Consider the following 26,804-nt stretch of genomic DNA (forward strand, 5'->3'; position numbering starts at 1 on the left):
GATGACCTCGGTTGTGGCGGACCGCAGCGGTTTGGCGGAGTCGATGGGACTGCGGTGTGGTGATGTCGGGTGTCAGGCGACGACGGCATGCCGATGCGGCGGCAGGAGTCGTCCTGTCGCCGAGTCGGCTGGGTGTTCTGTTGTCGTGCGGTCAGGAGGCTGGCGGCCCAGCCCGGTTGTGTGCGGGGATGGGTTTACGTTCCCAGTCGACTTGTTGCGGCGGAATGAACGTGGGGTGCCGGTCGGCGCCCATCTCGATTTCCCAGTCACTGTGATGCAGGAGTCGGTGGTGAAATCCACAGAGGAGTACCAGATTGTCCATGTTGGACGGGCCCCCTTCGGACCAGTGGATGATGTGATGGCCTTCGCACCAGGACGGCGGCGCACCACATCCGGGGAAGGCACATCCGCGGTCTCTCGCGACCAACGCCTTTCGCTGCCGCTTGGTCACCGTCCGGGTGGAGGCGCCGAGGTCGAGTGGCGCCCCGTCGTCGTCGAGCACGATCGGCGTGTAGATCGAATCACAACTCAGGAGGCGGGTTGTTCTGATGCTCAGCGGTCCCATCCACTCCGTCCACGCCACTCGATCGACGGCGAACAGTCCACCGTCAGTCGCCGCGCCCGCACCCTCCTCCCCTCGCGCACTGTCGGCCGTGTGTTCGGCAAGGTCTCGAATGTTGACGTGCAGGGAGACGTGTGGCCGTTCTCCGCCTTCCTCGCCGGCGATGCCGGAATCGAGGTAGCGGCGCAGCAGTTCGACGAATCCGTCGGCCCGTCGCTGCCCGGGAGTGCGGTCGTCCTTGGTTCCATCCTGTGCCGGTCGCGGCGCGGACAGCCCGGAGAGTGCGGAGAGCAGCATTTCGCCGGCGACGGCGTCGAGGTCACCTTTGACGGCCATGCGTCCGTTGAGCGTTTTGCAGGCGTGGAATTCGTTGAGTTCGGTGTCTTCGCTGGGCGGCGGGTCGTCGGATTCGAAGATGCGTTCCAGTCTCGTGATGACGGCGCGCACCGCGTCGGTGTTGGCGGTGGGACCGGATGTGGCGAGCAGCAGCGCATTTCGGCAGTCGTCGAGCGCCTCGCGCGGCATACCCTTGGGCGGCCTTTCACAGAATTTCATGACGAGCGCGGCATGCTCGGCGGAGATGGTGGTGGCATAGAATTTTTCGGCGATCTCCGGCTGGTGTCGCAACCCTCTGCCCAGCATCACGATTCGCCCCGCGGCTCCCACCTCGAGCAGCGCCTTGGAGGCGAGCCACATCTTGACGTTCGGAAATCCCAGCGCATCGACCGCGCAGCGGTGGTCGACCGCACCGACGAGTTTGACGCGCAGGGCCTCGAGTTTCTGAATCTCGTCCGAAATACGCACGACCGAATCGAGCAGCTCGACCTCGGCCAGCCGCCACGCGTCACCGATCGCGGTCGCCAGAATTTCGTCCGACAACGCCCCCTGGATATCCTCCCCGATCCCCATGTTCCAACCCTAGTTCGAACATCCATTCGAGTCAATAACGGGCGTAAAGCTGGCCGCCCGAACGCGCACCGCGCGACAATGACGGCATGACAACTACTGGCGTCGTCCGCAGCTGGAAAGGCAGTGAGCGACGCACGCTCTCGCATCATGAGGCCGAGATCGTCATCCATCCGCGTCCCCAGATCGGCTTGTGTCGCGAATCGCGCATGGAGAGCCACTTCCGACCAGGATCGGGGTAGTTACGGAGTATTCGGCGCTTGATCGTGCCAAGTGATACTTCGGACTACGCGCTCAAGAGGGGCGCATCGATATTGGGCGCAAACGTAGTCGTCACACGGAACTTACCCCTGGCAACCGCTACCGGAACTGCGATTACGGGCGTGAACAACGCAATCACCACTGAATCTGCCGGCATCCGGTCCCGTCCACGGGAGCGTGAGCACATCGATCCGGGCGCTGCAGAGGCAGCGCGCCGCATCTACCCTATGGCAGTCCCGCTGTTGCACCCTGCAGCAGCCGGATGCACGTATCGGATGAAGTTCGCCTTTCCGTCCCCAGAGAATGCCATCGCGCTGTGTAGCGGGGATGAAAGTGACCGGCGAGTAGCTACCTTTCCGTCTATATTCCTTCCATCCCAGTGTCGTTAGCTGGGGGACATGAATCCGAGGGGAAGCACTCCGATGGCAACCATTACCCAGGCCTCTTCGTCGCGTGGCAAGCCGGCGAGACCAAAGGCCGCGCAGCGGCTCGACATCCAGGGCCTTCGCATGGTCGCGGTCACGCTCGTGGTTTTGTCACACCTCTTCCAGTGGCCGCGGGGCGGATTTGTTGGTGTAGACGTATTCTTCGTGATCTCCGGCTTTCTGATAACTGGATCACTTGTACACACCTTCGAGAGGACGGGAAGGATCTCCTTCTCCAGTTTCTACCGCCGCCGCATTCGACGAATCGTCCCAGCAGCTAGCCTTGTCCTGGTCGCCACGTGCATCGCTGCATACTTCATCTTCGCTGCGAACCGGTTCAAGTCGACCACGCTGGACGCCCTCTGGGCATTCCTATTCGCCTCGAACTGGCGGTTCGGTATCGAAGGCACAGATTACTTCGACGCTTCCGGACCGGCCTCCCCGCTGCGGCATTACTGGTCGCTCTCCGTCGAGGAACAGTTCTACTTCGTCTGGCCGGCCGTCATCCTGGCCATCGGGCTCATCGCCGTCCGCCATTCGTGGTCCAGGAAAGTGCGGATCGCCGTGTCCACAAGTGTCATGGGTGTCATCGTCGCGATATCGTTTGCCTACTCGATGCTCGATACCGTCAGCAATCCGAGCTGGGCTTACTTCTCCACCCTCACCCGTGTGTGGGAACTCGGCGTTGGCGCGCTTCTGGCAATCACAATCAGTTACTTCGAACGCATTCCGAACCAACTTCGCCCCTTCATTGCATGGGCAGGACTTGTCACGGTTGCAGTGGGCGCATTCGCCATCACCGAAACAGGCGGAGGCTTTCCGGCTCCCTGGGCAGCAGTACCCGTACTCGGTGCAGCGCTGATCATCGTTTCCGGGGTGGAAGGCAAGCAGAAATATCTTCAAGTGCTCACCAACCGAGTCAGCACATACATCGGAGACATCTCGTATTCGCTGTACCTGTGGCACTGGCCAATCATTATCATTCTCGGAACACTTATGGATCGAAACATCTACTATTTCGCTTCAGCGCTGTTCCTCATGTTCGGCTGTTCGATTGGCGCCTATCATTTCTTCGAGAATCCAATTCGGGCATCAAAATGGCTAGAGACAACTGACGAGAAGAAGGACCGAGGCATTCTCGACTTATCGCGGTGGCGACTGCGAACAATGAAGATGAGCGAGTCGAACCAAACCATCGGCATTGCGTCACTCGCTCTCGTCACGGCGGGCCTCGTGGCATTCGCCATCGTTCCCATGAAACCTGTCGCAGTACCTCCTACGGCTACTGTTTCTCCGAAGCAAGACGCCGCCGAGGCGAAAATAGTGGGTGCGAAGCCCACGGTCGGTCCGGCCCAGGAAGCACTGGCGAAAGACATAGCGGCAGCCGCGCAGGCCACGTCTTGGCCGGAACTGACGCCTTCGATGGATGACGCCATCAACGGGTTGAAGGCCCCCCGAGAAATCTCGGCGTGCTGGGAAGCCGATCGCCCCAAAGCATCTGCCTGCACGTGGGGGGCACCGAACGCCCCGCGCACGATCATGTTGCTTGGAGATTCAGTGGCTGGTCAGTACGTCCAACCCCTGAAGGCTTTCGCGGAGAACAGTGGCGGTCAATGGAAAGTGCGTACCGAAGCAATGTCTGGCTGCCCGTTCGTGGACATCACAGTACGCGAAGCCTTTGAAGGAACGGCCGACATATGCCCCAGGCGAAAGAAGGAGGCTATTCAAAACGTGAACCAGGAGCGTCCTGACGTCGTCATCATCGCGAACGCTTACGGGTATGAGTCAGTCTCATCAGATGAATGGGCTGCTGGCATGACCCGCTTGACTACCCAGTTTTCCAATAACGTGGGAATGGTCTCCTTTTTATCCCCACCTCCCGCCGACGTTACAATCGGTTCGTGCTTCAGCAAAATAAGCACGCCAGCGGATTGCATAAGCCGAGTCAAAGACTTGTGGTATTCACGCGCGGATATAGAGAAGAGCCTCGCAAAGGAGCTACGGGGCTCTTTCATTGACTCTCGATCCTGGTTTTGCACGGCTGACGATTATTGCCCCAGTTTTGTCGGCGTGATCCCCGTAAAGATGGATTCGGTGCACATGACCCCACAATATGCTGAAAAAATCGCAGGAGCGGTCGCGGAAAGTTTGCAGATGCCAGGCGTTCTTTATCGCTAGATCGGACCGCCAGGCTACTGCGCGAACCCATCATGGTCGACGCGGCAGTATGAAACTTGCGAATCCGCTCCAACATCGAAGCCGATAAAGTTAGTTTGATGCACACTTCAGCGTCGCCAATGCCGCCTTTCGACAGTGCGTGGGCTAACCAGCCACTCAGCAGCGCACAGCAGGCATGCGTGCGTATGACATGGTCCGACCCGCGACTGGTGCATGCCGTCGTAGCCGTACACAGCAGAGGGCGTATACTTCCCACGGCGAAGGATGACGGATCCTTTGCCGTGGGAAGTTTCATTCTCCGCTTGCTCGTGTCAGCGTCGCCCGGTGCGCTTTTGCTTGGGCCGCCGTTGTGGGCTCCAACCGTACTCAGCGTTCCTCCACCGGCATCGCAGGGTGCACGCCCGCCACAATAAGTGGTACGGCCTTCAACACAGAGATTCGAAAGACGTGGGGCGGGACCGATGACAGCCGGCACTGGAGGCAAGGCCACAAAGGGGAACGTTGGCTTGTCCGCACTCATTATCTCTGCAGGATTAATCACCGGTTATCTTGTCTCGCAGGCAGCTGCCCTAGCCGCGCTTTGCGCAGCAGCGATCGCCCTCGCCTTTCTGTGGAGGAAGCCGACGCTCGGCGTTGGGCTTTGGATGGTCCTCGTCGCCGTGATCCCGTCATGGTGGACAATCCGAGTAGGCCTTGAAATCGGTGTCGCCACAATAGTCGGGATCCCGCTCGCGGTGGTCATTCTCCTGTCAGCGAACCGCGCCACAGCGTTCGCCAAGGCTGACCTATGGTTCTGTCTGTTCGCCATCACTGCGATCATCACGACGAGGTTCTTCGAGACACCGCTTTACGCTACCCGTGACGTGATCGTCATTTGGCTCGTCGCATACCTCCTCGGGCGACTAGCGGGGAGAAGCGCAAATGCTATCGTCGCGGTCGTCGGAGTTGGGTGTGGGCTTTGGTCGATTCTCGAGTTTGCGTTTGGCCTACACGTGTTCGAGTCTTCCTCCGCAGTCGACTACTGGGCCTCGATTCAGACCCGCGGGAGCTATGAGCGTTCAGAGGCTTCCTTTGGTCACGCGATCGCACTTGGAGCTACACTGGCGTTATCGGTGCCTTTCGTAATGCAACTCAGAAGGTTTCGAGGTCTATGCCTCGTAATTCTTGCGCTCGGCACCCTTGCAACTTTCAGCAGAGGCCCAATGCTCGCATTCGGGTTGTCAATGCTCCTAAACATATTCGCGAGCCACCGAATCAGGTTCAAGACGCTCCCCATGGCAGGCCTTGCAGTCGTCGGCGTCGCTTACTGGTACACCGTCGATGCACTTCAAGCAGACGAGACTGCTGGTAACCAGTTGAACGGCTCCGATGCGTACAGGGGGCTGACATTCGCTCGAACTGTCGAGACACTTAACCCCATCGGGCTTGCAGACGGAACTGTGTACAACCCGATTACCCAAAAGACCTCATACTCGGGCATCACAACTGTGGACAACGCACCACTTCTGATCGCACTGAGATTCGGATGGATACCTGCACTGATCCTCGTAATTCTTCTGATCGTGCTGTCGTGGCGAGTAATCAGCCGTGTTGCTACCGCTCCCGCTGCCATCGCCCTCGTTGCGCAGATTCCGGTATTACTTACTGCGGCGCTTCTCACTCAGTGGCAAGTATTTGTGCTATTCGCGGCCGGTGTCGCCGTAACTGAAATGGCGGATCCGCCCGAGAAACCCGTGACCGATGGTTCTATCAAGCAGCCACAGCAGCCGGAATGCGAACCCCGAGCCCAGACTGCGCTGTAGGCGGTGTACGAGTTGGTTGCAACATTCCTTTGACGCCGCTGACCACCGTTGCGAGTACAAATCTGATTGCAAGGGCCAACAGCGGCCCACTACGAACGAGGCGCCCTCGCGCAATCTGATTGTCGATGCCTTCGCTGGCCCTCCAAGTGACAGCCACCGGCAGGATGACATCACCACGACCGTCCAATCGATGATGTGTTGAGTCCGACTGTGTCTGCAACAGCGACGCCGAGCAAACTGCTGTCGCGATCGTGCAGGGCAGAGCAACGATGGCTCGATCAGGGACGCGATCGAACTGCGCTAGCCCATGCGCGAAGGACTAGCTCCAATGAAGACCAACGCGGCTCAGCCTCCTAGGACCCTGACGGGTAGGCAGACAGACAGCGCTCCTCATGTGCGCTGCACTCGCGTACGACTACCCACTTGTGACCGCGGAATTGTCCTGGATGGCGCCGAACTGGGTCGCGCCCTCATGCCCATTAAGCAAAATTGGACTGAACAACTTACCTCCGAGAAGCCATGAAGTGCACGATCTAGCCGGCACCCTCGCTGCCGTGGGTCTCCACCTCCGAGCGTGATCGAATAGAATGGGACAGGGCTCGACACTCATGCCTCGGCGCTTTACGAAGTAACCACCGCCACACCGCAGCCCACGCAGGACGCACCTGAACGCCGCACGGCCAGCATGATTTGAACCGGCTCCCCCTTCACACTCAATTGCCCAAGCCGTCGGCTCCTAACGTCATGGGTGACGCAGCGTTGAGAAGATTCAGCAGGTAGTTTCCATATCCCGACTTCACCAACCTCTCTGCCCGAGTTCTCAATTCATCGTCAGTGATGAAACCCTGTCGCCACGCGACTTCTTCGGGGGCACCGATCTTCAATCCTTGGCGTTCCTCGATAGTGCGGACGTAATTCGACGCCTCAAGGAGTGAATCGAACGTACCAGTATCAAGCCACGCGGTTCCCCGCGGAAGGACCTCGACGTTAAGGCGTCCGTGCTCAAGGTATGCCCGGTTGACATCCGTGATCTCGTACTCTCCGCGGTCCGACGGACGAAGTTCTTTAGCGATCGCAACGACATCGTTGTCGTAGAAGTACAGCCCCGGCACCGCAAAATTCGATTTGGGGGTCGCAGGCTTCTCCTCTAGAGACAGCGCGCGTCCATGATCGTCAAATTGGACAACGCCATAGGCGGACGGATCAGCAACCCGGTAGGCAAAAATGGACCCACCATCCAGATGCTCGAATCTACGCAGTTGGTTCCCCAGGCCGGCGCCGTAGAAGATATTGTCGCCTAGGACGAGTGCTGCGGAGTCGTGTCCGACGTGGTCCTGGCCTAGGACGAAAGCCTGTGCAAGACCGTTGGGTTCGTGTTGCACGGTATAGGTAATGTTCACGCCAAACTGGGAACCGTCACAGAGCAGCCGCTGAAATTGATCGGCGTCGTGCGGCGTTGTGATTACGAGGATGTCGCGGATTCCCGCAAGCATAAGAGTGGTCAGGGGATAGTAGATCATCGGCTTGTCATACACAGGTACGAGTTGCTTGCTGACACCGATGGTGATCGGATGCAGGCGGGTTCCCGTACCCCCCGCCAGGATGATCCCCTTCATGAGGAAGTTCCTGTCCCTTTTTTGTCAGTCACTACCACTGATCCACTCCCTAACATCCTCGTAGCGAGGCAGAAGCCCTGCCTCCTTGGCTTCCATCAGTGATGGTGCTGTCGAGTCCTTTTCGGAAAGGATCAGATCGACTCGGGTCCCAGATCGCGACACCGTCGGCCAGTCAATACCGACCTCAAGATCGAATGGGCTGATTCCGTGCTCACTCCCCGGCGAATACCCCTCGGAGCACAAATAGACCACCGATGAGTCATCCTCGAGGGAAAGGAACGCATGGCCTAGACCCTCTGAGAGATAGATTGCCCGGCGGTCCACATCATCGAGAAGGACTGAGTCCCATAGGCCGAAGGTCGGAGAACCGACGCGTAAGTCGACAACAACATCTAACACGGCTCCGCGGATACAGGTGACATACTTCGCCTGTCCCGGAGGTACATCAGCGAAATGGATGCCTCTCAGCACTCCGGCTGCCGACACCGAGCAGTTTGCCTGAGCTAGTCTCAACGGCTGCCCAACTGCCTCGACGAAGGGCGACTCCTTGAACCATTCCAAGAAGACGCCACGAGTGTCGCCTAATTGCTTTGGTGTGATCTCCCAAGAGCCCGCAACCTTGAGCTGTCGAATGTCCATATTCACACCTTCTGTGCTTGGTATCGAGCCTCGACAGCGGCCTTCTCGTTCTCCCACCACGCCCGGTTGTCTCGGTACCAGTCGATCGTGGATCGCAGGCCTTCCCGAAAGCTGGTGTAGTGCGGCTGCCACCCAAACTCATCGCGCAACATCGACGAATCGATGGCGTACCTGAGGTCATGGCCAGCTCTGTCGGTGACATGGTCAAATTCGTTCGGATCTTTGTCCATCAGCTCCAGGATCAACCGAACCACCGTCAAGTTGTCGAGTTCGCCATCAGAACCAATGAGATAGGTACGTCCGATCTCACCCGACTCAAGAACGCGCCACAAGGCGGAGTTGTGATCTTCGACGTGAATCCAGTCACGCACGTTCTTCCCCGCGCCATACAGCTTGGGTCGAACGCCAGTTAGCACGTTGGTGATCTGACGGGGAATGAACTTCTCGATGTGCTGGTAGGGACCATAGTTGTTGGAGCAATTCGACAATGTAGCTCGCACCCCAAATGACCGCACCCAAGCGCGGACGAGCATGTCTGACGCCGCCTTAGTTGCCGAGTATGGGCTAGACGGGTTGTAAGGCGTGTACTCAGTAAATTTTGCAGGATCGTCCAACGCGAGATCGCCATATACCTCGTCAGTCGACACATGGTGATAGCGGACGCCATACGTACGCACAGCCTGCAGCAACGTGTAAGTACCGATGATATTGGTGCGCAGGAACGGCGACGGATCGGCCAACGAGTTGTCGTTGTGAGATTCTGCAGCGAAGTGCACCACCGAATCTGCTTCAGAAACGAGGTGATTCACTAGATCGGCATCGGCAATGTCGCCCTCTACGAACTTGAATTGATCTTCAAGCGCGAACAGTGAAGATCGCGAACCGGCATAGGTCAAGTAATCGAGGACCGTAACCTCAACATCGACTCCACGGCCCAAAGTCGCGCGCACGAAGTTCGATCCGATGAAACCCGCCCCGCCAGTCACAAGAACCCGCACAAAAACTCCCAAATCAATTTTGACAACTAACCATCTATACTCAGCAAACGCAACCGATAAACGAAATCGAACTGATCATAATCTTCGGGCGCTTCTACCCGACTTGCCCCTCAGGCCATCCCAAGCACCGATACCAACCGCACGCATCTTTGCCAAAGATCCGCGTTCCCTTCTCACGATCCGTAACACGAGATTGAGAACGCAGTATGGAGTCATCAACTCCGCGCGTATGCCCATAGTACGAGAAATCGATCGAGCAGCCAATATTCGGTTCCTGCTTTGGTAGTAATAGTATAGAGAAGAATTTCCCGTGTCGTTCTGCCTTGAACTCGCACCCGCTGCGTGATACGCACGAGAGGAATTAACAACCGCGGAGACAAGCCCCTGTCGATTTGCAGAGAAACTCATCAGGACGTCCTCGTAGTACATGAAAAGTGACTCTTCAAGTGGCAATACAACACTTCTGGCAGAAGGTCTGAACAGGACCACACAACCCGATACGAAGGTTGTCGCGGTCACGGCGTCGGAATTAATGACCCGTTTTCCATAACCGTCATGAACGACTGACAGGTCGCGGCCACGAACTCGGCCACCCGAGAACCAAACCTTCTCGCTACCGCCTTGAAGAATACACGGGACCGCTAGATCAAGATCGTTATCTATTGCATTCGCGAACAAGACTTCGACAGCGCCAGAAGCGAAAATCACATCGGGATTGACAAGGAGGATCCATTGACCCGGGTCGATGCTGGACAACCCGGCATTGACCCCAGCCGCGAAACCATCATTGAGGCTGTGCATAACCCGAATATTCTGACAGGCCATGCCATCAATGTGTTGCCGCTCGGAATCGTCCGAATAATTATCGACAATCACCACCGACAGCCCCGGCGGCAGTGAATCAATTAGTCGACTGACATAACTGTGCGATTTATAATTTACGATGAGAACTGACACTTCACTCAACGAGTTAACCACTTCGCACGCCGCTTCCCTTTTTGTAACGCGCTCGCTGAACATAGTGGATGGCGGCAAGTGGGGACAACTTTAACAGGACAGGGACGCACTCTATAAAGTACCTACGGAAAAGTCTCCGTGGGTCAGAAATTAGTCTATGCGCCCATTCAAGGCCAAGAAGCTGAACGTGCTTCGGGGCCCGCGGTCGTATTCCTGTAACCATGTCGATCGCGCCGCCTACCGAGATGATAACTCCGGAATATCCTGCAGCGAGGATTTCTCTGGCAAGATTGTCGCCCACTGGCGGCGTTACTGCCACGAGTAAGAGCCGAACACCCGCTTGCTGTGCGGCCCTCACGATATCTTTGGCTGACCAACTTGTGTGGTGGCCATGGTCGCGAAAGACCAATCGTTTGTTCGCGTCGCTCAGCATGGCAGACCATCGATCACCAGCCTGCGTGGTCGCTCCCAGCAAACCCAGCGGAAGATCTTCCAGAATCGGCGCGTAGGTCAGATGCTCAACGAACGAGGCACCCGTCACGCGCTCAACTTTGAGCCCCATCCAGCCAAGGGCTTTCACAACGGGCCAACCATCAGCCGTGATGAAATTGGCGCTAAGGAACGAGCGCTCAAACTCCGTCGACGATTCACAGAGTGACAGGTGATGCAGGTTGACCGTCTGAATTCGTGTTGCCTCACTGCTCGCGACCAATTCAATCAGTTGAGAGTCCGATTGAATACAGCGACCAGACTGCTGGTGCAGGAGATCAGAAACGCTATATCCACTCATCGCTCATCCCCAGTCAGCGGCCCACGGTCACGATCCAGGAGCAGTTGAGCAACACATTCAGGAAGTCCAGTTTCCACTCCGCGCTCCTCCACGTAATCACGAACGGTTACGCCGGGATCGGCGGTGTAGTAGCGGACAATGCGATCGGCAGTCTCCTCGGCGGAACCGGCAGCGTAGTAGCCGTTCTCTAGACCAGCGTCCGCCGCCAACTGCTCAGGCACTATGACTGGTACACCGCTACTGATAGCTTCAAGCATCTTTACCGAGATTCCCGTTGCTGATCCCATACGTGGCACAACAACGACGTCAACGCTGCCGTAGAAATCTGCTGCCGACTCGACCTCGCCAACAACTTCGACCCCGGGATAGCTATCCCACCGGGATGTACCGCGTCCGCCAACCACGACGGTGGGTGCAGCCTCACCCATGGCGTTCTTCACTAGGGGCATTACGCGCTCCGTCAAGTAGTCGATTGCCGCAATATTTGGAGGCCAGGTCCCCTTACCTAGAAACCCGATTCGACCCGTACGGCGCGTCGAGGTCGTACTGCCACCGGCAAGCTTCCAATGGCTGGATTCAATCCCCCACGACCGGAGTCTCTCCACATCTCGAATCGATAATGCTGCCACCGATGTCGGCAGTCGAAGTACATTCTTCTCCATCGCCTCCGTGCGCAAAGAATTCCGCAGGATTCGAAATGGAAGGGGGTCGTATTCTCTCGCTAGGACAGCGTCGACATTGTGCGCAATATGAAGATCAACTTTTATCCCATGATCTAGCAGAAGAAGGAGAGCTGGAAGCTGACTGGTAACAACAATTGAAGGCTCGCCTACGATCCGAGACGATATATCCCGGCCACGACCATTCCAATTCCGATCACTACGCAACTTTGCCGAGAAATACGGTTCCGAATGTCGGATCATCCGGAGAATTGTCCTGGCAGCAGCTGATTTATCCCCTCGAACCTCCAACTTAACGTGGCCATCCGAACCGTCCTTGTTTGACACCGACGATATCGCCACATCAAATTGGCTAGCGAAAGTGGAGATGATATGCCGGTCCACCCACGAAGCTCCACCCAGAGTTTCATGACTGGGTTCATACGTGGTGACATAGTGCAGCTTCATTTCTGAACCGCCACTTTCTCTAAATTCTTGATCGTGCTAATCATCTTGAAACTCAGAAAAGCAACAGGAATAGAATAAAAGATTACGCAAATTGCAAGCCTGACGAGGATCGACGAGGAGAGGTGGATTGCAAATTGCAGGACAGCTAAAGCAAAGCCCACGGAAATTATCTCCGCAGTAAGCAGCCGCAACGCCAGATTCCTTCCGCTAATTTGCGTCAGAATGCCGCATTGCCACAAATATGCCGGCGACATAACAAACGTTGCGGTTAGCAGTGCGAGTCCTGCGCCCGAAGCCCCGAAATGCCGGATCGATACGACACTGAGACCAAGCACCAGCAGGAACCATACAGTCTGAGTTACGACCAGCCTCTTCTGCATACCAATAGCGTTTACTGCTGCAACCACCGGCATATACAGACACATCGCTGCCAGAAAGGCACAAACATAGATAATAGCCGGGTAGCTTGCTTCAACGTCCATCGCTAACCATATCGCAATTAAGTCTTCCCTAAAGACGGCAATCGGGATCAGAAGTAGAATTACCAGTAATCCGTGCAGAACGTAGCTTGACTTTAGGTTTTCAATCGAAATGCGACCTTCGTCTCGGACTTCATCGATAAACGAAGTGAATGAAGGTGTCCAAACCCAGGTAAGAGCCTGGCGACCAGCCATAAGAATTCGATAGGCGATTGCAAATAGGCCCGTCTGCGTGGGGTCACTCAGTGCTGCAACGAGCACAGGTTGGATTTGAAGAGCACCTGACCCAGTTAGTGACAAGAGAAAGAACGGGCCACTATCCTTAAGCAGACCAAGAAACTTTTCCTCGAACCTCTGACCCTGGACCGCTCTCTGTGCGATCTGCGTTCTAACATATACTTGAGCACCCACGGCGGGAATTGACACGAACAGCAGATCGGAAATAGCGACCAGCACTACGCCTAGATCCAAAGACAACGCAAGTAGAATGACGGCGAACCTGGCCAGACTCGAAATGATTGAAAGGCCTCGATCCATGTCGAATCGGCCCCAACCAATTACTATGCTCGAAGCAGCCCGCCCAACGAATGCACACAGTGTCGACGCGCAGGCCATCAAGATCAAAAGTTCGTATTCGCGTGCGCTATCGAGCGTATGCGATAAATTCTCTAGCGGGTTTGAGAAGATGTACAATATCGCGAACGCGCACACCAACCCGACGGTTACAAAGAGGTAGTTTGCGTGCCTCCAGGTTGTCCGAGTTATTCCCAGTCCAGCGCGCTTTACTAACGCTGCACCAACTCCCAGATCGACCATCACGATCAGTTGTGAAGCAGAAAAGAGAGCGACCCAGACACCATAATCGTCTAACCCCGCCACTCTGATAGCAATCGGAACTGATATCAGCTGTAGAATCAGAACGACGCCACCGCCGCCGACACTCACTGCGGTTCGCGCAAACAGAGTCTTCATTTAATCTTCCGCAACATACTGTCGAGGCTGGTTCGATGTCCCTCGAATCTCCCCGACCAGTCGTGACATACGAAGGCCGGAGTACCGCCTTCAACGACTCTGTGGATGTTCGAAACTTCTGAAATCGCCTTGTCGAAGCCAAGGTGCGTTAGTGTGGGACGAACTTTGCCATTGTAGGCAATCGCAACCGTGGGAATACCAGCTCGAATGCCGGCGAGGGCCAGGTGCATTCGAGTTGCAATGAGAAGTTTTGCTGACGAGATATTTGAGATTGTCTCATCTACAGAGTCGCAATAGATTACGTCAGCGTTTGGGAAATTCCGCACCGCATATCGGTACTCGTATTCGGCGGCGCAGAGGACTCTGATCCTAGATTTCATTCCGCAGTCTCGAATATAGTCCTCAAGCGCACTCCACTCAGCAAGATCGAACTCGGCCTCGTGATGGTCACCTCGACGTAGGACGTCGGTCATGTTGACGACGATGCCAGCATCAGCAGAGGTCGAGGGGCGGTACGAGTCGCCGCGGCTTATCGAAATTGCATCTTCTGTGATGACCTGCGTAGCGCCCAGTCGTTTGACAACCTCGGCGCTCGCTTGATCGCGGACCGTTACCCAATCAGCCTTCTGCAGTATTTTTGCGCAGAGAAGTCGGTGAATTCTCTTGTCTACAGAGGAGATTTGAACTGAATGGACACCAATATTCGATATCCGTCGCGCCAGCAGCAGAATATGAATTAGCTTGCGACTGCATTGATACCGCCAGATACCGTTAATGTAGCCACCCCCGCAAACAAGGAGGGTGTCATCGCTTCGTGCGGAGGCAAGGGCGGAGACGACCGAGACGACCTTGACGTCGATTTCAGCGTGTCGCATAGAAGACATCCTTCTGCGCGTCTCCGCCGGATCTACCGACACGATTACGAGATCGCTGACACCTATGCGCGTGGATAGAAATTCGATATAAGAATCAAGTATCAGATCGTCGCCGATATTATCGTGACCCCAGCCACCGTATAGGAAATATCTACTGGACATCAACGCACTCCCGAAATATGTTTAGAAGCTCCTCGGCGTAGACATCAATCGTGTATAATTTCGCCAGCCCGCTGCCTTTGTTGGACATATTCGATTCGGCCTTCTTAATATTCTCCATTAAAGGAATGCCCACGTCTAGCCAGGCTCCGCCCTTCGATTCTTCTACATCAAAGGGAAATAGCACACTGTTTGAGACAAGCATTGGCTTTGATAGACCGATCGCATCAGCAGCTTCCGTTAGTCCAGACAGTCGTTCGGGATCGTCCAGCGGTATTACGATGACCCGAGAGCTTTTCATATAATTCACTGTCTCTTCGTAGTCCAACAGGTTCGGGGCGAGAGTATGTTGACCGTCCGCGAACCTCTCAACCGCTTCATCTCGAATTATCAATCCGTTCGCGCGTTCGGCTATTGCCCTTTCGCGTAACCAGCTATAATTTCGATTTGTTTTGCCCGCGGACACGAAGTCGTAAACCGCTTCAGTTCTTGTGTCGATGTATATCGGCGAGTTAAGCTGTGGCCCCCAATGCATGACGATGATGTTTCCCGACTTATGCGGTAGTTCGCATTTCAACCTGGCCGCCGAACCATTACTTAGAACAAGAATTCTATCTGCGCCGCCCATCCAGTATCGAGTCCACCAATTTCGGGGCCCATTATGAGATACGATTACCAGTGGAGTGCGGAGAACCTGCCATCGCCGCAGTAAACCCAACAAGATAGGCGTTTGTTGATCAGCGGCGTAAATTACACTTCGTGCGGGATGACAGTTTCGTATTGCAAAGAATTGCTGCAGCACGTCCCCGATTACTGGAAGAATCCATCTTCTTGCGCGCCGCAGCAAATTCCGGGAAGTTTCTCCCACCAAGGAGCGAGTAGGAATTAGACAATCGACTCGTCCCCTTATCTCGTGGATCCCCCAGAGGTGCTGACTTGTGTACTTTCCATCGGCTATGAGTTTCGAAGCGACACTCATGGGATAGTTGTTCAAGAACACTACATTTATTGGCTCGCGGCTATCCACAGTCATATCTCCGGGTACATTTGACGAGAGTTCGCTTCATTCGCAACTAACACAGATGATTGGGCATAGAATCTGAGTGCCTTGATCCTCAGTACGCCCCATCGCTCGCAACCACTGCTCTTACCGTCTTCCCGATAATGAGCAAATCCCCCATCATCGACCAGTTCTCGACATACGAGAGGTCTAGTCGCACAGTCTCTTCCCACGACAGGTCGGATCGTCCACTCACCTGCCACAGCCCGGTGACACCCGGCTTGACCAGCAGCCGGCGCCTTACAGTTCCGTCGTAGGCCTCGACCTCTCGCCGCAACGGCGGCCGCGGGCCGACCACGCTCATCTCCCGCCGAAGGACGTTGATGAACTGGGGCAACTCATCGATGCTGAACTTGCGCATGAACCGGCCGACCTTGGTCACCCTCGGGTCTTCACGCATCTTGAACAGCACGCCAGCGCCCTCGTTCACCTTCATCAACGAGGCCACCTGCTTGTCGGCATCGACAACCATGCTGCGGAACTTGAGCATCGAGAACGGCTTACCGTCCAGTCCCATTCGCTCAGACTTGTAGAAGACTGGTCCTCTACTCGTTAGCTTGATCGCGACGGCGACTGCCAACAGAACCGGAGAGATCAGGATCAACGCGAGTGTTGCGAAGACGAAGTCGAAGGACAGCTTCGAGAACCGCTGCGCACCGTGGTACTGCGGCTTCTCGACGTGGATCAGAGGGAGGCCGGCAACGGGGCGCATCGAGAGCCTGGGACCCGAGACGTCCATCATCCCCGGAGCGACCACAAGATCGACATGGTGAGGTTCCAGCGCCCACGCCAAGTCCCGCATGCCATCGTGACCCAGGTGCTCGGTTGCTGTGACTGCCACCGTGTCTGCCCGGCAGAACTCGAGCGACTCGATCACGCCACGCTCGCTACCGAGCACGGGGATCTCCCGTCCGTTCACGGTGATCTTGTCGCCATGCGCACCGGTATGTCCCGGGATGCACACGCCGACAACGCGGTAGCCGTCAGCAGTGCCGCGGGCGAAGGATTCGGCAAGACTTCGCACCGATCGTTCGCCACCGACGACCAGGACAGAGGTCTGAAACTCTCCACGCAAGCGCTTGCGCGCGACTACTTTGCGCCACACCCAGCGGTTCACCATCAAGGCAACCAAGCCCACGGGGAACGCAATCGCCAGGTAGAGGCGTGCCAGGTCGAGCCTGAAGAGAAGTGCCAGGATCGCAATGAACCCGAAGAGCCGCACCGTCGAAACGAAGATGCGGCGGTACTCGTCGGGACCGCTACCGATGACTCGGATGGTGCGGGTCCGGAAGATCACCAGCGTCACCAGCCACGCGACTACCAGCAGAGCCGACACCAGCGTGTAACTCAGGCTGCGGATGGCTTCGCCGGTCGTTAGAACACCACTGTCGCCGAAGCGAATCCACTGGGCCAACGCCACGGCAGCAATCACCACCACGGTGTCGGAGATCAACAGGCGACGGATGTACGCCGCCTGCCACTCTCGACGACTCCCGAGTCGCCCTGTCTCCGTAGAGACCGTTGTTGCACCCGGCGTGCCTGAGGCAGGGCCGAGCGGAACATCGAATGCGGTCACCATTCGTGCCTTCCACCTGAGTACCAATAAGCCGGCAAGCGCTGCTGTCTTGCGACTGTTGGCGGTAGATGACGACCGCCCCCCTGTATTGCTGCCGAGTTGATGATCGCACCTTCAACCAACTTCGTTACAACCGGAGTGGTGAGAGTCACAGAAACGAGAGTTCAACGGCGAGAACAGGTTACTGCGCAGGTCACAGGTCTATCGATCGAATGAATGACACGGTCTACACCACGCCGTGTACCACGGATAGGGTCTAAAGTCCTGGCGTGCTCGACATTGATCCGGTATTTTGCGCAACCCTACTCGAGGGTCAGATCAAGATTGCGTCCTCGTCGAGCCGGCACGCAGAGACGCTCATGCACCCACGGACACGCCACTGAAGCGACTACCGGCCCCAAATGCCTCGTTGCCGTTGACGGTTCCGTGTCATTCGTGTGAATGACATTGGGGCACTGAGTTCGTGAGCAGCCGATAAATCGCTCTACGATCGGCGCCGAATCATCACAACCACCGGGAGTGTGTTTACGTGGATCGAGACAGTATTTGGAATACACCGTGGGGAATGATTTTCTCGTTCGGCTCGGAACTGTTACATGCACTGAGTTTCGGCAGCGTCAACTAAACCGGAAAGCCCGTCCTTCGATGAACGACGGGCGGGCAATACGTTCACTTCGTTTCCCCGATTGAGCACCCACGTCAGTGGCACCATTGATCGGTGACCACTCACCCGCTCGACGATGCACTCCACCCGAGTCGCTGGCACCGGCTGCGTGCGGCGTGGCGGAGAAAGCTTGATCCGAGTGAGCAGTCGGCGGTGCTGTCATGGGCGGCGTTCACGCTGACGTTTGCGGGGGTGCGGGCGTTGACGCACTGGATCAGGCGTGGGCACGGGCCGTCCGGGGGCGGCATGAGTCTGCACGGCCAGCATTTCCACCATTACAACCTGGGGATCGCGGCGCTGGCCGGGGTCGGGGCGGTGGCGGTACGTGGATCGGAGAAGCAACGCCGCCACCCGACGACGGCGGTCTCGTACGGCGTCGGCACCGCGCTTATCGTCGACGAACTGGCGTTGCTGCTGGATCTGGAAGACGTCTACTGGGCCAAGGAGGGGCGCACGAGCGTCGACGCCGCGGTGCTCATCATCGGGCTCGGCGGGTTGATGACGGCGGGATTCGAGTTCTGGCCCGCCGCTCAGCGGGTGCTCACGGAGCCGATGTAGGCGGAACCCCACCGGACAACCGGGCCGTCCCCCACGGCTCTATGTCGTAGACCGGGATGCAATCCAACCCACGGGCACGCACACGCTGCACGACGGCCGCGTCCGAACCGGAACCGGTGCCGTGGGCAACTGCTTCGGTGACGATCGCGCAGAGCACGTCGCCGCGGAGGTCGCGGACCGGTTTCAGCCCCTGCTCCACCGTCCAGTGCCGCACGGCGGCCCAGTGCGTCACCTCGGTGACGGTGGACGGGTTGCCGATGAACAGCACACTCCGTGTCCGGTTCCGTCCGCTCGCGACGACGGCCGGCCGCACCTGAATCTCCGCCTCCGTGCACCACTCGGACGCCAATTCGGCCAACCCGGTGCTCGCAATCGTCGACATCGCTCTCTTCCGTTCGTGGGTCCAACTCGATGGGACTCATCCTGTCGCGAATCTCACTCGGCGCCTGTCCCCCGATCGGGCCGAAAATCGGACGAATCGCCTGTCCGCCGATCGGCCCCGTCGGCGCAGCGCTGCGCCGTGTATCGGGACTGCGTATCATCACAAACCTGATCGACCACGCTCGACGGAACCGATTGAGCGACAGTGATATAACAGACAAACCGGGCAATCCCGATCCAGGGATGTCACGGTCGGCCGGATGCCCACCCCGAAGAACACACGACAACAGAACACTTTGCTTTCCGATTACTTACTTTTGAAAACTATGAAAACCGGAGAGGTGAAATTCCTTGGTCTCGCACACGCAGGAACCCCCCGTGTCGAACGGTGACGGCCCCCGGACACTCGACGCGCTCGGCCCCCACTACAAGTGGATCGCGTTGTCGAACACCACGCTCGGCATGCTGGTCGCGACGATCAACTCGTCCATCGTGCTCATCGCACTCCCCGACATCTTCAAGGGCATCCACCTCAACCCGCTCGAACCCGGCAACACCAGCTACCTGCTGTGGATGATGATGGGCTTCCTCGTGGTCACCGCCGTCCTGGTGGTGAGCTTCGGACGCCTCGGCGACATGTACGGGCGCGCCCGGATGTACAACATGGGCTTCGCCGTATTCACGATCGCCTCGATCTTCCTGGCCGTGACCTGGTTCGACGGCTCCGAGGCGGCCCTGTGGCTCATCGGGTGGCGCGTCGTGCAGGGTGTCGGCGGAGCGTTCCTGATGGCGAACTCGTCGGCGATCCTCACCGACGCCTTCCCCGCAGATCAGCGCGGCCTTGCGCTCGGCATCAATGGTGTCGCCGCGATCGCCGGCTCGTTTCTCGGCCTGCTCATCGGCGGCATCCTCGCGCCGATCCACTGGAATCTGATCTTCCTGGTGTCGGTGCCGTTCGGCGTGGTCGGCACGATCTGGGCCTACCTGAAACTCCACGACACCGGTGTTCGCCAGCACGCCGACATCGACTGGTGGGGCAACATCACGTTCGCCGTCGGACTGATCGCCGTGCTGGTGGGCATCACGTACGGAATCCAGCCGTACGGGTCGTCGTCGATGGGATGGGGCAGCCCGATGGTGCTGTCGTGCCTCATCGGTGGCGTCGTCGTTCTCGCGGTCTTCTGTCTCATCGAGACGAAGGTCGCGAACCCCCTGTTCAACCTGCATCTGTTCCAGATCAAGTCGTTCACGTGGGGCAACATCGCGAACCTGGTGGCGTCGCTGGGCCGCGGCGGTCTGCAGTTCATCCTGATCATCTGGCTCCAGGGCATCTGGCTGCCGCAGCACGGCTTCGACTACAGCCGCACCCCACTGTGGGCCGGCATCTACATGCTGCCGATGACCGTCGGATTCCTGCTGTCGGCACCGGTGGCCGGGGTGATCTCCGACCGATTCGGCACCAAGTGGTTCACGAGCGCCGGCATGTTCATCACCGCGGGCACGTTCGGAATGCTGATCGCACTGCCGGTGAACTTCCACTACTGGGCATTCGCCGTGACCCTGCTGATCAACGGCATCGGCATGGGCATGTTCTCCGCCCCGAACCGCGCCGAGGTGATGAACAGCCTGCCCGCCAACGCGCGCGGCGTCGGCGCGGGCATGATGACGACGTTCCAGAACGCGGCGATGGTGCTGTCGATCGGGTTCTTCTTCAGCCTCATGATCGCCGGCCTCAGCACCCATCTGCCGTCGGCGATGAGCGACGGGCTGATGGCCAACGGGGTCCCCGCCGCGCAGGCCACCCAGATCGCGAACCTGCCCGCCGTCGCCGTGCTGTTCGCGGCGTTCCTCGGCGTCAACCCGATCCAGGAACTGCTCGGATCGCAACTGTCCTCGCTCACCGAGCAGCAGCAGGCGCACCTCACCGGCCTGGACTTCTTCCCGCAGCTGATCTCGGGACCGTTCGCCGACGGCCTGGCCATGGCGTTCGCCTTCGCCATCGTCGCGTGCGTGATCGGCGGCATCGCCTCACTGCTCACCGGACCGCAGAAGAAGCCGACCGCCGACGAACCACGCGAATCGGTGGGCGCGGAACTCGCCGGAATCGCCGGCGAGGCGGGAATCGGCCCGAGCGAACTCGTCCACGACCGGCGGTAATTCGGCGCTGGCGCCCGCATCGAGCCTCGTGCGGGCGCCGACGTCGTCGCGCTGAAACCATGCCTTCGGACCGGTCAAACGTGCTCATGAACGCCGCCCCAGCGAGTGGTCACGGAGCCGACGTAGGCGCAAGCACTCCGGACGACCAAGCAGTCCCCCACGGCTCGATGTCGCAGACCTGAATACAATCCACACCGCGGGCATGCACCCGCTGCACGACCGCCGCGTCCGAACCGGAACACGTCCCGTGGGCAACGGCCTCGGTGACGATCGCGCACAGCACGTCGCCGGAGAAGTCGCGGACCGGCTTCAGCCCCTGCTCCACCGTCCAATGCCGCACCGCGGCCCAGTGCGTCACCTCGGTGACGGTGGACGGATTACCGATGAACAAGACGCTCCGCGTCAGGTTTCGCCCACTCGCCACGGCCGGCACCGGCACCGGCACCTGAATCTCGGCCTCCGTGCACCACTCGGACGCCGACTCCACCAACCCGGTGCTCGCAATCGTCGACATCATCCCGTTCCTGTCACTGTGACCAACTCGACGGGAACACTCCTTTCGCGACTGGCGCCTGTCCCGCTCGGGCCAAAACCACGAGTATTGTATTGCGCCTATATCATACCTTGAGTATGTTTAGTGATGGCAAGTTCGCCCATTTCAGACGGGCCCACGCTAAGTGGCGAACTGGTCGCTGACTTTGGATGTGCCGATCCGGCAGACCACACTCCCCATGGTGCTGGGCCCCGGACGAGGCGTTTCAGCAGACGACCGAATGATCGAACAGTCGATCCGCGCGTCGTGTCGCGAGCCCCGCTTTTCGGTGCAACCACACCGAAAGGCAGACAGATGATGCACACTCACCACAGCGCGGTCGCCATTGTGCCGATCGACGTCGCATTCGACTTCATCGGCAACTACCGCAACGTCCCCAGCTGGGCATTCGGCATCTATCGATTCGATCCCACGGGCACCCTCGACCACGGCCTCGGCGCCACCTTCGACGCCGCCATGCAGGTCGGCTTCAAAACCATTCACTCGATCCTCACAGTCACCGCCTGGGAAAGAAACCGCCTGATCGCCCTCGACTCGATTGACGGCTTCAGGAACACGTCGATCTGGCGCTTCAGCGCCACGGGCATCTGCGAGACCCAACTAACCGTGGACTTCAGCTACCAACCCCCGAGCGGACTGACCGGAAAAACCCTCGGCCGTCTCCTCGAACCCTTCGCCGCCCAAGCCATCGGCCACACCGAACTGAACCTGCGGCGTCGGATCGAGGACTTCAATGCCGACATCCGGACCACCCACCCCTGGGACCCGGGTAACGCCGCGGCAGGATGAACGCCGCCGACTGTGCCGGCCGCCGCCGGCACGAAACCGGAAGCGCCACGGCAGCGGGACTGCGACGACGTCGGGGATCACGGCGGGCCGTGGTTGCACCCGGCCGCAGTGGTGTCAATCGCCCTGACGGGCAATGGGTCTTCCAGTCTTGCCAGGGCTTCGGGATGCTCTGCGAGGAACTCTTGAACCTGTTGCCCGGCAACGCCGCCTCGATCGTGAAGTACACCCGGACTCCGGTTCCACATACGGTTCGGCCCTCGAGATCAGCGCTGAGTCAACGCGTGACACCTCGTGCGGACGCCGACCTCGTTACGCTGACACCATGCCTTCGGACCGGTCACTCAAGTTCATGAATGCCCTGCACCATGCCGTCCTGCGCATCACGGGCGGGCGGGTCGGAAAGAGCTTCGGCAAGATGCCGGCGGTGGAGTTGACCACGGTCGGCCGCAAGACCGGGCAGGCGCACAGCGTCATGCTGACCGTGCCGGTGCGCGAAGGCGACACCCTCGTGGTGGTGGCCTCGCGGGGTGGCGACGACCGCCATCCCGCCTGGTACCTCAACCTGCAGGCCAACCCGGTGGTCCAACTCTCGCTGCAGGGCGCCCCCGCGCGGTCGATGCGCGCCCACACGGCTACCCCCGAGGAGCGGGCCCGGCTGTGGCCGCAGGTGACGTCCGCCTACAAGGGCTACGCCGACTACCAGAAGAAAACGGACCGCGAGATCCCCCTGGTCCTGCTCGAACCGACACGCTGACACCGCAGGCAGAACACGGTTCGGTTGCAGTCCGGCATCGTGAGCCGGATCCACTCTTGACCTCCACCTGACCCTTATAGATTGGCGCATTCCGGGCGGGCGAGGTTTGGGAGCGACGCGTGAACACAGACGATGCTGCGCCGCACAGGTCCTCCGTCCGGCACCTCCCACGGCGCGGTTGGATCGTGACGGCCCTGACGCTCCTCGTCCTCGTGGTCGCCCCGGCCCCCACCGCGACCGCCGACGCGATCGTGCAACCGGTGGCCGCCGACCCGAGCGTCGTCCGCGCGTCCGACGGCATGTTCTACATGTACACAACGGCCGACGACTGGGGCGACGGCCAGGGCATGCACAACATGTCGATCTTCAAGTCCGCCGACCTGATGGACTGGATGTACCTCGGGGACGTCTTCCCCGACCGGCCCGCGTGGCATCCCGACGGCAAACTCGCGTGGGCGCCCAACGTCCTCGAAACCGACGGTGGCTACAGCCTGTACTACTCCCTCTACGACGAGTCGAATCCCTGCATCGGCCTCGCCACCGCCGACAACCCCAGGGGACCGTGGAACGACCTCGGGCGCCCGGTGTTCTGCGCCCACGACGTGGGCGTCGGCGGCACCATCGACCCGTTCGTGTGGGACGACGGCACCACCAAGACCATGTTCGTCGGCAACTTCCAGGGCGTCCACGCCATCCCGCTCAGCGCGGACGGGACTGCGGCGGCCGGCGATCCCGTGCGGGTGGCGGACGAACGCTTCGAGGGCCCGTACGTCGAGTTCCACGACGGCTTCTACTATCTGTTTCTCTCGGCAGGCAACTGCTGCAACGGCGCCGACACCGCGTACCGGGTACTCGTCGGGCGGTCGGAATCGCTGACCGGGCCCTATGTCGACCGCAAGGGTCAGGACCTGAACGACGGCGGCGGCGCCCTCATCCTCGCGGGCAGCGAACCGTGGGCGGGCCCGGGCCACAACACGGTGGTGTCCGACGACGCCGGCGCGGATTGGATCGTGTACCACGCCATTCCACGCGACAACCGGGATCTGCCCAGCGGCGCGCGGCGACGCGAGGGCATGATCGACCGGATCGTGTGGGCCAACGGGTGGCCCGAGGTCGGCGACGGCTCGCCCGCGTCGACCGGACCCGCCAACCCCGACACCGACCTGCCGGTGCGGGTCACGCTGAGCGGCGACTCCGACGCCACCCTGCCGGCAGAGGGCGGGGCGATCGACGCCACGATGCTCGTCGAGGCACCCGAGGACCGCCCCTACGCGGGCCAGGTGTGGGCCAGCGCGATCTCCCCCGACGGCCGCACCAGCGAACCGTTCTTCGGGCCGGTCGACGTGAACCTCCAACCCGGCGAGGTGCTCGAGGAGGCCGTCGCCTACACCGTCCCCGGGGACGCGGTGACCGGCACCCACTACGTCTACGCGTTCGCGGGCAGCTACCCCGACGAGACCGTCGAATTCGGCACCGTGCACGCCGTCAAGACGGGCGGCGAACCGAAGATCAGCCCGGTCCGCTCCGTCTCGCTGCACGTCGGGAGCATCGCGCGACGCTAGCGACCCGTCGGTACGGATCGACCGAAACAACCGATTCAGTTCCTCAGTGAACGATTGACAACGAAATCCGTGCAACTTTCTGCGATTCACTATTGAAATAGTGGCGTGCGCCCGTCAGGATAGGGAACCACGGTGACGTGCCTCACACGCCACCCTTTCGGTCAGCCCGCCAACAAAGGTGCCCCAGTGATACAGACAGTGTTCGAGCAGAATCCCCCGAACGCGAAGGTTGTCGACCATGCGCTCCGGCGCACCCGGTTCGCCCCGTTCTGGATCGAGGACGTCGCCGACACGCCCACCTACCCGTCCGCCACCGCCGACGCCGCCTACGACCTGGTGGTCGTCGGCGGCGGATACACCGGACTGTGGAGCGCCCTCCTCGCGAAACAGCGCCACCCCGACATGTCCGTCGCCCTCGCGGAAGGCGAGACCATCGGATGGGCGGCGTCCGGCCGCAACGGCGGGTTCGTCGAGGCCAGCCTGACGCACGGAAGCGAGAACGGTCGCAGCCGCTGGCCCGAGGAGTTCGACACCCTCGAAGCGCTCGGGCTCGAGAACCTCGACGCCATCGAGAAGACCGTCCACACCCTCGGCCTCGACTGCGACTTCGAACGCAACGGCGCGATCTCCGTCGCGATCGCCGACTACCAGGCCGACGACGTACTCGCCACCCCGTCCAGTGCCACGACCACGGTCCTGGACGGCCCCGCGATGCGCGGCCAGGTGAACTCCCCCACCTACCTCGCCGGCGTGTGGGACAAGGAGTCCACCGCGCTGGTGCATCCGGCCAAACTCGCCGCCGAACTCGCCCGCGCCTGCGCGGAGCACGGCGTCGACATCTTCGAGCACACGAAGGCGATCGGCCTCGACCGCTCCCGGTCGTCGGCCCGCGTCGGTGTGCGGACGGCGCGGGCGACACTGTCTGCCGGACGAGTCATCCTGGCAACCAACGCGTTTCCGTCGCTGCTGAAGCGCTACCGGCTGCACACGGTCCCGGTGTACGACTACGTGCTGATGACCGAACCGCTGTCCGACGCGCAACTCGCGGACGTGGGATGGTCTGCCCGACAGGGCGTCGCCGACATGTCGAACCAGTTCCACTACTACCGGCTCACCCGGGACAACAGAATTCTGTGGGGCGGATACGACGCGATCTACCACTTCGGGCGCGGCATGCGGCACGACCTCGAAGACCGTCCCGAATCCCACACCCGGCTCGCGAACCACTTCTTCACGACGTTCCCCCAACTCGAGGGACTCGAATTCACCCACCGGTGGGGCGGCGTCATCGACACGTCGACCCGCTTCTGTTCGTTCTTCGGTTCCGCCGCCAAGGGGCGCATCGCGTACGCCGCCGGCTTCACCGGTCTCGGTGTGGGCGCGTCCCGCTTCGCGGCCGACGTCATGCTCGACAAGGTGTCCGGCGAGACGACGGCGCTGACGGAACTGAAGATGGTGAAGGACATGCCCCTCCCCTTCCCGCCCGAGCCGCTGGCGGCGGCCGGGATCAACGCCACCCGCTGGTCGCTCGACCGCGCCGACCACACGCAGGGCCGCCGCAACGCCTTCCTCAAGGCGCTCGACGCCGTGGGATTGGGATTCGACTCGTGACGATCCTTCCCCCCGACGCGCACACCGCCGATCTCACGTACCAGCACCTTCCCGCCGAGCAGGTGGTCAGCGGACCGGCCCCGAGGGTCGGCGAACGACTGCTCGGCGACGTCGCGGGCGCCAGCGTCGGAATCTGGGAAATCGAGCCCAGCGTCACGTGCGACGTCGAGATCGACGAGGTGTTCGTGGTCCTCAGCGGCGACGCGACAGTCCAGTTCGAGGACGGCACCCCCGATCTCGAACTGCGCCCGGGAAGCCTCGTCCGCGTGCACACCGGCCAGAAGACCCGGTGGATCGTGCGCGACACCCTGCGGAAAGTGTTCGTCGCGGCAACCTAGCCCGAAAACCACTGCGCCCCTTACTCACACCTGCCGGGGCATTACGACCCACAGC

Annotated in this window: 22 protein-coding genes; 9 read left to right on the forward strand and 13 right to left on the reverse strand. The window is 59.6% G+C overall.

Annotated elements, in window-relative coordinates:
• Positions 1 to 151 precede the first annotated feature (151 nt).
• A complete protein-coding gene (locus ACFTWF_RS20745) occupies positions 152 to 1,471 on the reverse strand; it encodes a DUF222 domain-containing protein (protein ID WP_378463054.1) in 1,320 nt (439 codons plus the stop codon).
• 680 nt (positions 1,472 to 2,151) lie between these two features.
• On the opposite strand from ACFTWF_RS20745, the gene ACFTWF_RS20750 reads away from it, so the two are divergent.
• Positions 2,152 to 4,332 (forward strand): acyltransferase family protein, encoded by a 2,181-nt coding sequence (locus ACFTWF_RS20750; protein WP_378463055.1) that lies wholly within the window; start codon positions 2,152 to 2,154, stop codon positions 4,330 to 4,332.
• 461 nt (positions 4,333 to 4,793) lie between these two features.
• Entirely contained in the window at positions 4,794 to 6,134 is a 1,341-nt protein-coding gene (locus ACFTWF_RS20755; protein WP_378463056.1) for a hypothetical protein, read from the forward strand.
• A gap of 713 nt (positions 6,135 to 6,847) precedes the next feature.
• On the opposite strand, the gene rfbA is transcribed toward ACFTWF_RS20755, so the two are convergent.
• The 10 genes from rfbA to ACFTWF_RS20805 all read right to left on the reverse strand — a co-directional run bounded on the left by rfbA (position 6,848) and on the right by ACFTWF_RS20805 (position 17,385).
• Positions 6,848 to 7,750, reverse strand: a complete 903-nt coding sequence (gene rfbA, locus ACFTWF_RS20760; protein WP_378463057.1) for a glucose-1-phosphate thymidylyltransferase RfbA — start codon at positions 7,748 to 7,750, stop codon at positions 6,848 to 6,850.
• Between the two features lie 24 nt (positions 7,751 to 7,774).
• Complete coding sequence (locus ACFTWF_RS20765; RefSeq protein ID WP_378463058.1) at positions 7,775 to 8,389, reverse strand: dTDP-4-dehydrorhamnose 3,5-epimerase family protein; 615 nt, start codon at positions 8,387 to 8,389, stop codon at positions 7,775 to 7,777.
• A 2-nt stretch (positions 8,390 to 8,391) separates the two neighbouring features.
• Positions 8,392 to 9,387 (reverse strand): dTDP-glucose 4,6-dehydratase, encoded by a 996-nt coding sequence (gene rfbB / locus ACFTWF_RS20770; protein ID WP_378463059.1) that lies wholly within the window; start codon positions 9,385 to 9,387, stop codon positions 8,392 to 8,394.
• Between the two features lie 75 nt (positions 9,388 to 9,462).
• Positions 9,463 to 10,344, reverse strand: a complete 882-nt coding sequence (locus ACFTWF_RS20775) for a glycosyltransferase family 2 protein (protein ID WP_378463115.1) — start codon at positions 10,342 to 10,344, stop codon at positions 9,463 to 9,465.
• Between the two features lie 13 nt (positions 10,345 to 10,357).
• Positions 10,358 to 11,134, reverse strand: a complete 777-nt coding sequence (locus tag ACFTWF_RS20780) for a WecB/TagA/CpsF family glycosyltransferase (protein ID WP_378463060.1) — start codon at positions 11,132 to 11,134, stop codon at positions 10,358 to 10,360.
• Positions 11,131 to 12,261, reverse strand: coding sequence for a glycosyltransferase family 4 protein (locus ACFTWF_RS20785; protein ID WP_378463061.1), 1,131 nt, complete (start codon positions 12,259 to 12,261; stop codon positions 11,131 to 11,133). Before ACFTWF_RS20785 ends, ACFTWF_RS20780 begins: the two co-directional genes overlap by 4 nt.
• A complete protein-coding gene (locus ACFTWF_RS20790; RefSeq protein WP_378463062.1) occupies positions 12,258 to 13,712 on the reverse strand; it encodes a lipopolysaccharide biosynthesis protein in 1,455 nt (484 codons plus the stop codon). The genes ACFTWF_RS20785 and ACFTWF_RS20790 overlap by 4 nt, the downstream gene beginning before the upstream one ends.
• Positions 13,709 to 14,749 (reverse strand): polysaccharide pyruvyl transferase family protein, encoded by a 1,041-nt coding sequence (locus ACFTWF_RS20795; protein WP_378463063.1) that lies wholly within the window; start codon positions 14,747 to 14,749, stop codon positions 13,709 to 13,711. The genes ACFTWF_RS20790 and ACFTWF_RS20795 overlap by 4 nt, the downstream gene beginning before the upstream one ends.
• Positions 14,739 to 15,374, reverse strand: coding sequence for a hypothetical protein (locus ACFTWF_RS20800; RefSeq protein WP_378463064.1), 636 nt, complete (start codon positions 15,372 to 15,374; stop codon positions 14,739 to 14,741). The genes ACFTWF_RS20795 and ACFTWF_RS20800 overlap by 11 nt, the downstream gene beginning before the upstream one ends.
• 487 nt (positions 15,375 to 15,861) lie before the next feature.
• Positions 15,862 to 17,385, reverse strand: coding sequence for a sugar transferase (locus tag ACFTWF_RS20805; protein WP_378463065.1), 1,524 nt, complete (start codon positions 17,383 to 17,385; stop codon positions 15,862 to 15,864).
• A 715-nt stretch (positions 17,386 to 18,100) separates the two neighbouring features.
• Here ACFTWF_RS20805 and ACFTWF_RS20810 point away from each other — a divergent pair.
• Positions 18,101 to 18,604: a hypothetical protein gene (locus ACFTWF_RS20810; protein ID WP_378463066.1), complete on the forward strand. Its 504-nt coding sequence runs from the start codon at positions 18,101 to 18,103 to the stop codon at positions 18,602 to 18,604.
• On the opposite strand, the gene ACFTWF_RS20815 is transcribed toward ACFTWF_RS20810, so the two are convergent.
• On the reverse strand, positions 18,588 to 18,986 hold the full coding sequence (locus ACFTWF_RS20815) for a hypothetical protein (RefSeq protein ID WP_378463067.1): 399 nt from the start codon (positions 18,984 to 18,986) through the stop codon (positions 18,588 to 18,590). The genes ACFTWF_RS20810 and ACFTWF_RS20815 overlap by 17 nt on opposite strands.
• A 350-nt stretch (positions 18,987 to 19,336) precedes the next feature.
• Between ACFTWF_RS20815 and ACFTWF_RS20820 the strand changes: the two genes are divergently transcribed.
• A complete protein-coding gene (locus ACFTWF_RS20820; protein WP_378463068.1) occupies positions 19,337 to 21,142 on the forward strand; it encodes an MFS transporter in 1,806 nt (601 codons plus the stop codon).
• Between the two features lie 109 nt (positions 21,143 to 21,251).
• Here ACFTWF_RS20820 and ACFTWF_RS20825 read toward each other — a convergent pair whose 3' ends face one another.
• Entirely contained in the window at positions 21,252 to 21,656 is a 405-nt protein-coding gene (locus tag ACFTWF_RS20825; RefSeq protein ID WP_378463116.1) for a hypothetical protein, read from the reverse strand.
• A 333-nt stretch (positions 21,657 to 21,989) separates the two neighbouring features.
• Here ACFTWF_RS20825 and ACFTWF_RS20830 point away from each other — a divergent pair, with 333 nt between their 5' ends.
• The 5 genes from ACFTWF_RS20830 (at position 21,990) to ACFTWF_RS20850 (ending at position 26,749) form a co-directional block, all read left to right on the forward strand.
• On the forward strand, positions 21,990 to 22,484 hold the full coding sequence (locus ACFTWF_RS20830; protein WP_378463117.1) for an SRPBCC family protein: 495 nt from the start codon (positions 21,990 to 21,992) through the stop codon (positions 22,482 to 22,484).
• A 322-nt stretch (positions 22,485 to 22,806) separates the two neighbouring features.
• The gene (locus tag ACFTWF_RS20835; RefSeq protein ID WP_378463069.1) at positions 22,807 to 23,238 is read left to right on the forward strand and encodes a nitroreductase family deazaflavin-dependent oxidoreductase; all 432 of its coding nucleotides are present in this window, start codon (positions 22,807 to 22,809) and stop codon (positions 23,236 to 23,238) included.
• 119 nt (positions 23,239 to 23,357) lie between these two features.
• Complete coding sequence (locus ACFTWF_RS20840) at positions 23,358 to 24,800, forward strand: family 43 glycosylhydrolase (protein ID WP_378463070.1); 1,443 nt, start codon at positions 23,358 to 23,360, stop codon at positions 24,798 to 24,800.
• Positions 24,801 to 24,986: 186 nt separating this feature from the next.
• Entirely contained in the window at positions 24,987 to 26,411 is a 1,425-nt protein-coding gene (locus ACFTWF_RS20845; protein WP_378463071.1) for an NAD(P)/FAD-dependent oxidoreductase, read from the forward strand.
• On the forward strand, positions 26,408 to 26,749 hold the full coding sequence (locus ACFTWF_RS20850; protein ID WP_378463072.1) for a cupin domain-containing protein: 342 nt from the start codon (positions 26,408 to 26,410) through the stop codon (positions 26,747 to 26,749). The genes ACFTWF_RS20845 and ACFTWF_RS20850 overlap by 4 nt, the downstream gene beginning before the upstream one ends.
• Positions 26,750 to 26,804: the final 55 nt, after the last annotated feature.

The sequence above is a fragment of the Rhodococcus sp. NPDC056960 genome, assembly GCF_042674125.1.
Classification (GTDB): domain Bacteria; phylum Actinomycetota; class Actinomycetes; order Mycobacteriales; family Mycobacteriaceae; genus Rhodococcus_F.

Coding starts and splice junctions, on each gene's coding strand:
- ACFTWF_RS20745 (WP_378463054.1), bottom strand. CDS start 1,471: ATGGGGATCGGGGAGGATATCCAGGGGGCGTTGTCGGACGAAATTCTG.
- ACFTWF_RS20750 (WP_378463055.1), top strand. CDS start 2,152: ATGGCAACCATTACCCAGGCCTCTTCGTCGCGTGGCAAGCCGGCGAGA.
- ACFTWF_RS20755 (WP_378463056.1), top strand. CDS start 4,794: ATGACAGCCGGCACTGGAGGCAAGGCCACAAAGGGGAACGTTGGCTTG.
- rfbA (WP_378463057.1), bottom strand. CDS start 7,750: ATGAAGGGGATCATCCTGGCGGGGGGTACGGGAACCCGCCTGCATCCG.
- ACFTWF_RS20765 (WP_378463058.1), bottom strand. CDS start 8,389: ATGGACATTCGACAGCTCAAGGTTGCGGGCTCTTGGGAGATCACACCA.
- ACFTWF_RS20780 (WP_378463060.1), bottom strand. CDS start 11,134: ATGAGTGGATATAGCGTTTCTGATCTCCTGCACCAGCAGTCTGGTCGC.
- ACFTWF_RS20785 (WP_378463061.1), bottom strand. CDS start 12,261: ATGAAGCTGCACTATGTCACCACGTATGAACCCAGTCATGAAACTCTG.
- ACFTWF_RS20790 (WP_378463062.1), bottom strand. CDS start 13,712: ATGAAGACTCTGTTTGCGCGAACCGCAGTGAGTGTCGGCGGCGGTGGC.
- ACFTWF_RS20795 (WP_378463063.1), bottom strand. CDS start 14,749: ATGTCCAGTAGATATTTCCTATACGGTGGCTGGGGTCACGATAATATC.
- ACFTWF_RS20800 (WP_378463064.1), bottom strand. CDS start 15,374: ATGGGCGGCGCAGATAGAATTCTTGTTCTAAGTAATGGTTCGGCGGCC.
- ACFTWF_RS20805 (WP_378463065.1), bottom strand. CDS start 17,385: ATGGTGACCGCATTCGATGTTCCGCTCGGCCCTGCCTCAGGCACGCCG.
- ACFTWF_RS20815 (WP_378463067.1), bottom strand. CDS start 18,986: ATGTCGACGATTGCGAGCACCGGGTTGGCCGAATTGGCGTCCGAGTGG.
- ACFTWF_RS20825 (WP_378463116.1), bottom strand. CDS start 21,656: ATGTCGACGATTGCGAGCACCGGGTTGGTGGAGTCGGCGTCCGAGTGG.
- ACFTWF_RS20830 (WP_378463117.1), top strand. CDS start 21,990: ATGATGCACACTCACCACAGCGCGGTCGCCATTGTGCCGATCGACGTC.
- ACFTWF_RS20835 (WP_378463069.1), top strand. CDS start 22,807: ATGCCTTCGGACCGGTCACTCAAGTTCATGAATGCCCTGCACCATGCC.